This window comes from Corynebacterium sp. (genome assembly GCF_022712275.1).
Classification (GTDB): Bacteria; Actinomycetota; Actinomycetes; order Mycobacteriales; family Mycobacteriaceae; genus Corynebacterium.
In genome coordinates this window covers 41291-49182 of the sequence record NZ_JALAGU010000046.1, presented here as the reverse complement: position 1 = coordinate 49182, position 7892 = coordinate 41291, and the positions used below count along the sequence as shown (strand labels likewise).

6 protein-coding genes and 1 tRNA gene are annotated in these 7892 nt (G+C 66.1%); 6 read left to right on the top strand and 1 reads right to left on the bottom strand.

What is annotated here, in order from left to right; genetic code table 11:
* Nucleotides 1–138 precede the first annotated feature (138 nt).
* From Q0A27_RS10780 to Q0A27_RS10770, 3 genes are all read left to right on the top strand, one after another.
* Nucleotides 139–1827 carry a DASS family sodium-coupled anion symporter gene (locus tag Q0A27_RS10780; RefSeq protein ID WP_291475331.1) on the top strand — a complete coding sequence of 563 codons (1689 nt, stop codon included), beginning with the start codon at nucleotides 139–141 and terminating at the stop codon, nucleotides 1825–1827.
* A gap of 91 nt (nucleotides 1828–1918) precedes the next feature.
* Nucleotides 1919–3082, top strand: coding sequence for an acyltransferase family protein (locus Q0A27_RS10775; protein ID WP_291475330.1), 1164 nt, complete (start codon nucleotides 1919–1921; stop codon nucleotides 3080–3082).
* A 178-nt stretch (nucleotides 3083–3260) separates the two neighbouring features.
* A complete protein-coding gene (locus Q0A27_RS10770) occupies nucleotides 3261–3479 on the top strand; it encodes a GNAT family N-acetyltransferase (protein WP_367273321.1) in 219 nt (72 codons plus the stop codon).
* Nucleotides 3480–3506: 27 nt separating this feature from the next.
* On the opposite strand, the gene Q0A27_RS10765 is transcribed toward Q0A27_RS10770, so the two are convergent.
* Nucleotides 3507–3583 (bottom strand) — tRNA-Arg (locus Q0A27_RS10765).
* 113 nt (nucleotides 3584–3696) lie between these two features.
* On the opposite strand from Q0A27_RS10765, the gene Q0A27_RS10760 reads away from it, so the two are divergent.
* The 3 genes from Q0A27_RS10760 to Q0A27_RS10750 all read left to right on the top strand — a co-directional run bounded on the left by Q0A27_RS10760 (nucleotide 3697) and on the right by Q0A27_RS10750 (nucleotide 7769).
* Nucleotides 3697–5829 carry a cytochrome c oxidase assembly protein gene (locus Q0A27_RS10760; RefSeq protein WP_367273320.1) on the top strand — a complete coding sequence of 711 codons (2133 nt, stop codon included), beginning with the start codon at nucleotides 3697–3699 and terminating at the stop codon, nucleotides 5827–5829.
* A gap of 239 nt (nucleotides 5830–6068) precedes the next feature.
* A complete protein-coding gene (locus tag Q0A27_RS10755; RefSeq protein ID WP_291475326.1) occupies nucleotides 6069–6743 on the top strand; it encodes a single-stranded DNA-binding protein in 675 nt (224 codons plus the stop codon).
* Nucleotides 6744–6812: 69 nt separating this feature from the next.
* The gene (locus tag Q0A27_RS10750) at nucleotides 6813–7769 is read left to right on the top strand and encodes a hypothetical protein (protein WP_291475324.1); all 957 of its coding nucleotides are present in this window, start codon (nucleotides 6813–6815) and stop codon (nucleotides 7767–7769) included.
* The last annotated feature ends 123 nt before the right edge of the window (nucleotides 7770–7892 follow it).

Below are 7892 nucleotides of genomic sequence, written 5' to 3'. Positions count from 1 at the left end.
TGGTGGGGGTGCCGGCGGGGAAATGAACGGGGGTAAATTTCCTTGGTGAACTCCGTTTCGTCCGGAAGGTGATTAGTTTGTGTCCTCTTCTCACCCTATTGTGGGTCGCTGACGTTCCGTACCACGAGAGGACATCGCATGTCTCAGAAAGACGATAACTCGGCTGTGCCGCCCGAATCCGAGGACACCGGCCCCGCCACCGGTGCCGTGACCTTCGAGGACTCCGGCAAGGAGACCCCGGTCGACGCCTCGGACGCCGTGGAAAGCGCCGCAGACGGTGACGAGATCCGCGGTAAGCGGGGCGTGGAGCGTGCCGAGAACCGGAAGAAGTTCATCGGACTGGGTGTCGGCCTCCTCCTCGCGGTGATCATCTACTTCATCTTCCCGTCCAACGGTGCCGACCTCGTCAACGACGCGTCCCCCGACGCCGAGACCCCCTACGAGCTCGACCCGATCCGGATCACCGCCGCGATCATGGTGCTCATGGGTGCCTGGTGGATGACCGGTGCCCTTCCGCTGGCCGCGACCGCCATGGTCCCGCTCGTGGCCTTCCCGATCCTCCAGGTTGCGCCGATCGCCGATGTGTCGTCGCCCTACGCTGAACCGACGATCTTCCTGTTCATGGGTGGATTCATCCTTGCTCTCGGTATCCAGCGCTGGGGCCTGCACCGCCGGCTGGCCCTCATGGTGGTCCTCGCCGTGGGTACGAAGCCGAAGCAGCTGGTGCTCGGCTTCATGATCGCGACCGGCTTCATGTCGATGTGGGTCTCGAACACCGCCACCGCCGTGGTCATGCTGCCGATCGGTATCTCCGTGCTGGCGCTGACCGCGGACAAGGTCGGTGGACACGACAAGCAGAAGAAGTTCGCCACCGCCCTGATGCTGGCCATCGCCTACTCGGCGTCCATCGGCTCCCTGGGCACAATCATCGGTACCCCGCCGAACGCCTTCCTCGCCGCCTACATGTCCGGCACCCACGGCGTCGAGATCGGCTTCGGCAAGTGGATGATGGTCGGCGTCCCGCTCGCCGTGGTCTTCACCGTCATCGCCTGGCTGGTGCTGGTCACCGTCTTCAAGCCGGAGATGAAGGAGATCCCCGGTGGTCGTGAGCTCATCAAGAAGGAGATCGACGACATGGGCAAGATGTCCCGTGCGGAGATCACCGCCGGAATCATCTTCCTCATCACGGCCATCGCCTGGATCACCATCCCGCTGCTCGCCGAGTACACCAGCTGGTGGACGATCAGCATCCCGGATGCGGCGATCGCCATGACCGCAGCACTGCTCATGTACATCGTCCCGGTCAACAATCGCGGCACACGCGTCATGGACTGGGAGCACTCCAAGGCGATCCCGTGGGATGTCCTGATCCTGTTCGGTGGCGGCCTGTCGCTGTCTGCCATGGTCACCGCGTCCGGTCTGTCGTTGTGGATCGGTGAGATGGTCAAGGGCATGGACGCCCTGCCGACCGTACTGCTGGTCTTCGCCATTGCCGCGGTCGTCCTGGCGCTGACCGAGTTCACCTCGAACACCGCCACCGCCGCGACGTTCATCCCGATCATGGGCGGTGTCGCCATCGGTATCGGCCTCACCGGTGACGGCATCATCAACGTCCTCATCCTGGTGATCCCGACCGCCCTGGCCGCCACCTGTGCCTTCATGCTGCCGGTGGCGACCCCGCCGAATGCCATCGCCTACGGCTCCGGTTACGTCAAGGCCGGCGACATGCTCAAGGGTGGTCTGTGGCTCAACCTCGTGGCCGTCTTCCTCATCACGATCACGGTGTTCGCCCTGGCTGTTCCTGTCTTCGGGCTGACGTTCGGCTGATGACGACCATGTGAGACCGGACAATGCCCGGGCTGAAAGTTTGCACCACCTGATGTGCAGCTGAAAGCCCGGGCTTGTTAGCGTCACCCGTGTGCTGAATACGAGATCCCCTGAACCGGAGAAACCCAACCCGGGGAAGGGGACTCCGCAGAGTGACGGCGCCACCGCAGCCGCCGCAGCGCGCACGACCTACGGTCGGCTCGGCTGGGTGGACGCCGCCAAGGGGCTCTGCATCCTCCTCGTCGTCGCCGGTCACGCGATCATCAACCTCAACAACAACGGCTACGCCACCGGCATCTGGGAGGAGATCAACCTCGTCATCGGCCCGGTGCGGATGCCGTTGTTCTTCCTCCTGTCCGGCCTCTTCGCTGCCAAGGCACTGTCCGAGAACTGGCGGGAGTTCGCCGACCGGCGTATCTGGGTGATGCTCTGGCTGCTCGTCCTGTGGGTGCCGATCCGGGAGATCTGGCTTGCGATGATCCCCCGCACCACGCTGGACCACAGCGGCGACATCGCCGCCCCGGCCGGGTTCGACCCGGAGAACTGGGGCCCCATGGTGGGCCGGATGCTCGAGGCTGTCCAAGGTCCGCCGAGCTACCTCTGGTTCCTCTACGCACTGGCACTGTTCGCCGTGCTGTCGAAGGCGACCCGACGCGTCCACCCCGTCATCCAGATCCTCGTCGCCGGTGCGGTCGCGATGTGCACCCCGGAACTCGACCTCGGATGGCCGTGGAACGACATCCTCCACACCTACGTCTTCTACCTGGTGGGCATGTACGCCGCCCCGTGGATCCACCGGCTGGCGCGCCTGCGCTCACTACCGGTCATCCTCGGGGCGACCGCCGTGTACACGGCCGTGGGACTGTGGATCTACAACAACAACGACCATTTCAACCTGGGGCTCAACGGACCGGTGAAGGTCTTCCTGGCGTCCGTCGGCATCATCGCGGTGATCTCCGCGGTGTCGGCGCTGGAAGGGTCGCCGCTGCTGCGTCCGCTCATCGCGGTCGGCTCCCGCACCCTGCCGGTCTTCATCATGCACATCATGGTGCTCGCGACCGTGACTTTCGTCGCCGACCTCGTGCTGTCGGGTGATCCCGGCCTGCCGCTGCAGCCGCTGATCCTGGCCGCCATTGTGGTGACGTTCTGCCTCGGCCTGCACAGACTGCTCACGTCCTGCGGTTTCGCGTGGCTGTTCCGGCGTCCGGCGTGGACGCGTCGGTGGTACCTCCGTTCGCTGGAGAAGAACACCTGATGGCTGACCGGATCATCGTCGCGTCCCCCGGTTGCCCGGAAGCCGTACCGCTGGTCGCCGCGCTCGGCGGGGAGTACGAGACCCGCTACGCCGACTAGGACGGCTTCGACAAGGACCAGGACGCGCATGAGGAGATCGACTTTTCCCTCCTCTCGTCTTCACCGCCCCCACCGGCACACTGCTGCTGGTCCGGCGGGACGGGCAGACCGTCGCCGGCGGTGGATTCTTGTACCTCGATGAGGAGACCGCCGAGATCAAGCGCGTCTGGACCTTCCCGGACCACCGGCGCCAGGGCCTGTCCCGAACCGTCATGACCGCCCTGGAGGACACCGCGTCCTGTCAACGGGCTGCGGTGGCAGCCACCCACCGGTGGCGTGACCCCCGGAGACGCGCTTGACGGGCCTGCACTGAGCAGGTCCGCCGATGGTGCCCCCGGCAGGATTCGAACCCGCGACCAGCCGGGTAGAAACCGGATGCTCTTATCCACTGAGCTACGGAGGCGCGAGACGACATATTAGCGGACGGGCACAGCGATCACCGAAGCAGGCCGACCGAAGTGCCGACGAGCGCTTCCGAATCGGAATCGGCAGATCACGCTAGTAATGTCAGGGATCATGTCCGACACGTCCGACGCTGTCACCACGTCCCCCCGCCGCATCGGGTCCCCGGTCGGCCTCTACATCGGAGCGGCGCTGCTCGCCGGTGTCGTCGCTGCGGTGATCGGGGCTGCTTTCCTGGGCCAGTCACTGGCCGCTCTCGGCCTCCCCGACCCCGGATCGGCCACGACCTGGGGACTGCCGCTGGTCCGCGGTATCGGCACCCTCGCCGCCTGTATCGGTATCGGCGGATTCCTCATGAGTGCGCTCGGTACTCCGCCCCGCAAGGACGGCTACCTGGATGTCGACGGTTTCCGGGCGTCCCGCACCGGCACCTGGGGCATGGCCGCCTGGGCGGTCTGCGCCCTGCTGATGATCCCGCTCTACCTCTCCGACGCCTCTGGCGCGCCTCTGTCCGAGACTCTGAAGCCTGACTTGTGGGGCACCGCGATCGACCAGGTCGCGACTGCCGGAGCGATGCGGTGGATCGCGATCCTCGCCGGTCTCGCCGCCGTACTCTCGCTGTTCAGCCGTAAGTGGATCTGGCAGCCGGTGTTCCTGGCCCTGTCGGTGATCTCCCTGGTCCCCATCGCCCTGGAAGGCCACTCGGCGTCCGGCGGCGACCACGACTACGGTGTGAACTCCCTGCTCTGGCACATCGTCCTCGGCGCCCTGTGGATCGGTGGTCTCGCCGCGCTGGTCGCCCACGCCGCCCGCCGTGGTCCCCACCTGCCTGAGCTGGTGAAGCGCTACTCCTGGCTGGCGATGGTGTGCATCATCGGTGTGACGGCGTCCGGCCTGATCAACGCCGCGATCCGCCTGTCCTTCTCCGAATGGTTCACGACCGACTACGGCCGCGTCATCACGCTCAAGGCCGTGCTCACCGTGATCCTCGCGGTGATCGGCTGGGCGCACCGCCGGTACACCATCCCGCAGCTTGAGGCGTCCACAGGCACGAAGGACGCCTGGTGGAAGCGTCCCTTTGTCCGCCTGGCGATCGTGGAGGTCCTCATCATGGCCGCCACCGTCGGTGTAGCTATCTCGCTGTCCCGTATCCCGCCGCCGGTGGAGTTCACCGCCGACATCTCTCCTGCGGAACTGACCCTCGGGTTCGACCTCACCGAGCCGTTCTCCGCGGCGGCCGTGTTCACCCACTGGCGTTTCGACCTGATCTTCGGTACAGGCGCACTGCTCCTGCAGGCCGTGTACCTGTGGGCGTGGCGCGTCCTGCGCAAGCGTGGTGTGGAGTGGCCGGTCAGCCGCCTGATCTGGTGGACGCTCGGCAACCTCACGCTGCTCTTCGTCACCTGCTCGGGGCTAGGGCTGTACTCCATGGCGATGTTCGCCCCGCACATGCTGCAGCACATGATGCTGACCATGCTGATCCCGGTGTTCTGGGTGCTCGGCGGGCCGATGACGCTGCTGCTGCGCGCGCTGCCGCCGGCCGGGAAGAACGGCATCCAGGGCCCGCGCGAATGGCTGGTCGTGTTCATCAACAACCCGGTCTCGCGGTTCCTCACCAACCCGGTCGTCGCCGCCGTGCAGTTCGTCATCGGGTTCTACGCCCTGTATCTCTCCGACATGTTCGAGTGGATGGCGCAGGAGCATGCCGGCCACGTTTTCATGAACATCCACTTCCTCATCTCCGGCTACCTGTTCTACTGGGTGGCCATCGGGGTGGACGCCGCCCCGCGTCAGCTCAGTCCCTTCATGAAACTGCTGATGACGCTGGCGGCGATGGCCTTCCACGCCTGGTTCGGCATCGCGATGATGCAGATGTCTGAGCCGCTTGCCGAGGCGTACTACCTGTCGCTGCAGCTGCCGTTCCCGGTCGATCTCATGGAGCAGCAGCACACCGGTGGTGCGATCGCCTGGGGACTCTCGGAGATCCCGCTGGTGCTGGTCAGCATCATGCACGGCGCGCAGTGGGCGAAGCAGGACAAGAAGGAGCAGAAGCGGTTCGACCGTAAGGCCGACCGCGACGGGGACGCCGAGCTTGAGGCCTACAATGCGATGCTCGCCGGGCTGAAGACAGGCGAGAACTCCGCCCAGGCGGAGTACTACGGTGCGGAGTACCAGGGTGACGAGGTCCAGGGCTTCATGCACTCCGATAGGGCGAAGCGGGAGTACCGGCAGAAACACCGGGAGTAAGGCGTCCTCCTTTTTGCGGGAAGCCGCAGGTGAGTGGAGGTTGTGGACAACTCTCTTCTGATTCGGGTCGAGTTGTCCACAGATTCTGGACCGGTAATCGACAGATCCTGAGCTGTGGGGGACCATCTGCGGGCACCGGGGGAGACGAGGTGGGGAACACCCTGCCGACCACCGGGAGTCGTCCGGCCGGAGCCGTGGCGCAGGTCCCGGGGCCGCGTCCCCGGGAGAGGGGGCTGATTATGGCCACACAACAGATGTCCGTGACGATGACGGGATTCGCGGCGTCGAACCCGGTCAGGAACTCGTCGATCATGAAGCTCGTGACGTTCCGCATGGCGTCCACCCCGCGGTGGAACACCAACGGCGAGTGGAAGGACGGCGGGACGCTGTTCATCGATGTCCAGTGCTGGGGGCGCCTCGGCGACCACGTGATGTCGTCCGTGGTGAGGGGCGCGCCGCTCGTCATCGCCGGACGCATGACCTCGTATTCCTTCAAGTCGGAGAACGGGCAGAAGCGGGCGGACGGCGAGCCCTTCACCGAGACCCTCTGGCGGGTCACGGCGTCCAACGTCGGGCTGGACCTCAGCCATTCGCCGTCGACGTGGTCGCTGCGAGACAAGGTGAAGGACGCCGCGGACGGCGACGCGAAGAACCCCGCCCCGGGCGAGAGCACGGGTGGGTTCGCCACCGGCCTCTCCGAACTGTCCGGTCCGGCTGCGGGCCCGACCTCCGGGCTCGGGGACGCGCAGGACGCCCGGCCGACTGCTGAGCCTGGTGTGCTGGGGACTCCGACAATCCCGACCCGCCGGCGGACCAGGGCGACGGGGAGCGGGAGCTGTCCTCCGTCGGCCATGAAACCCCGTTCTGACCGTCGCTCATCGAAATATCCGGGCAGGAATCCCGTGAACTGCTGAGTTCGCCGGATCCGTGCTCGGATATTTCGATGGAGTGGCACCCTGCCCCTACCTCGCAACGGAAGAGCCATGAACTCCGGAAGATTCTCCTCACGGGCAGACCTGCTGGCGTCGATGTCGGATGCGCAGGTGAACACAGCGGTGCGGAACGGCCGCCTCCACCGACTGGCCCACAACATCTACAGCATTGCGGAGCCGACCGACGAGCTCCGGCTGCAGGCCCTGCACGACATCCGCGGGTGGGTGTACACGGGCCGGACGGCGATCGACCTCTACCAGGGACGACCGGTGAACTGGCCGGTCGAGGCGCGGCATGCGGGCTCCGGGCGTCGGACCGCTGAGGCACACCTCAGGTCCGGCATCCCGGAACGGCTTCGTACCGGAAACGGACTGTCGCTGGTCAGCCCCCTCCAGGCGGTGATGGACGCGGCGTCCCCCGAAGAGTACGCCGGATTCCTCACCGACGCGTACCAGAGGATCGGCGCGCATGAGGCGCTGGAACGGGACCTGGCGTCGCTGGTCACAGGGCGGTCGGCGGCGCGGGAACTGCTGGCGGTCACGCCGACCGGAACGATGAGCAAGCTGGAGCAGGACGCCTTCCGCATCATCAGTGACGCCCTGACGGACCTGCCGGTCACCGTGCTGACCAACCGGATGGTCGGCAACTACTGCTTTGACGTCGTCATTCCCGAGGCGAAGGTCGCGATCGAGATCGACAGTTTCACCTACCACGCCCTCGGTGGGCAGGGGACGACCGAGCGTAGTTTCGTCAAGCAGGTGTGGAAGGACAACGAGACCGCGGACCTGGGGTGGATGGTCCGGCACTACACGCAGTTCTGCATCCGCGGCGCCGCGGACCGGGTGGCAGAGGACGTCCGAAACTGCGTCCTCCCGCGGATGTGCCGCGTCGGCGTCAGCCTGCCGGACACCACCGACGTCGGGCAGGACGCCGTGTTCACCTGGCACCCGGTCTTCCGACCCGAGCCGTGGTGCCCACCACAACCTGGCAGGGATCCGGCGGACTGACGAGTTCGCGCGATGCGTGCCGGGTTCAGGTGGGGTGGGAGGGGTGGGAGAGGGAGGAAGTTGAGGAGAGGAGAGCGGGACGTGGAGGGACGCCAGCCCCGCAGTGCGACGGCAGGGGTGTCC

What these genes read in the sequence shown, in the direction of transcription:
- Q0A27_RS10760 (WP_367273320.1), top strand. Translation starts at nt 3,697, where the DNA reads ATGTCCGACACGTCCGACGCTGTCACCACGTCCCCCCGCCGCATCGGG.
- Q0A27_RS10755 (WP_291475326.1), top strand. Translation starts at nt 6,069, where the DNA reads ATGGCCACACAACAGATGTCCGTGACGATGACGGGATTCGCGGCGTCG.
- Q0A27_RS10750 (WP_291475324.1), top strand. Translation starts at nt 6,813, where the DNA reads ATGAACTCCGGAAGATTCTCCTCACGGGCAGACCTGCTGGCGTCGATG.
- Q0A27_RS10780 (WP_291475331.1), top strand. Translation starts at nt 139, where the DNA reads ATGTCTCAGAAAGACGATAACTCGGCTGTGCCGCCCGAATCCGAGGAC.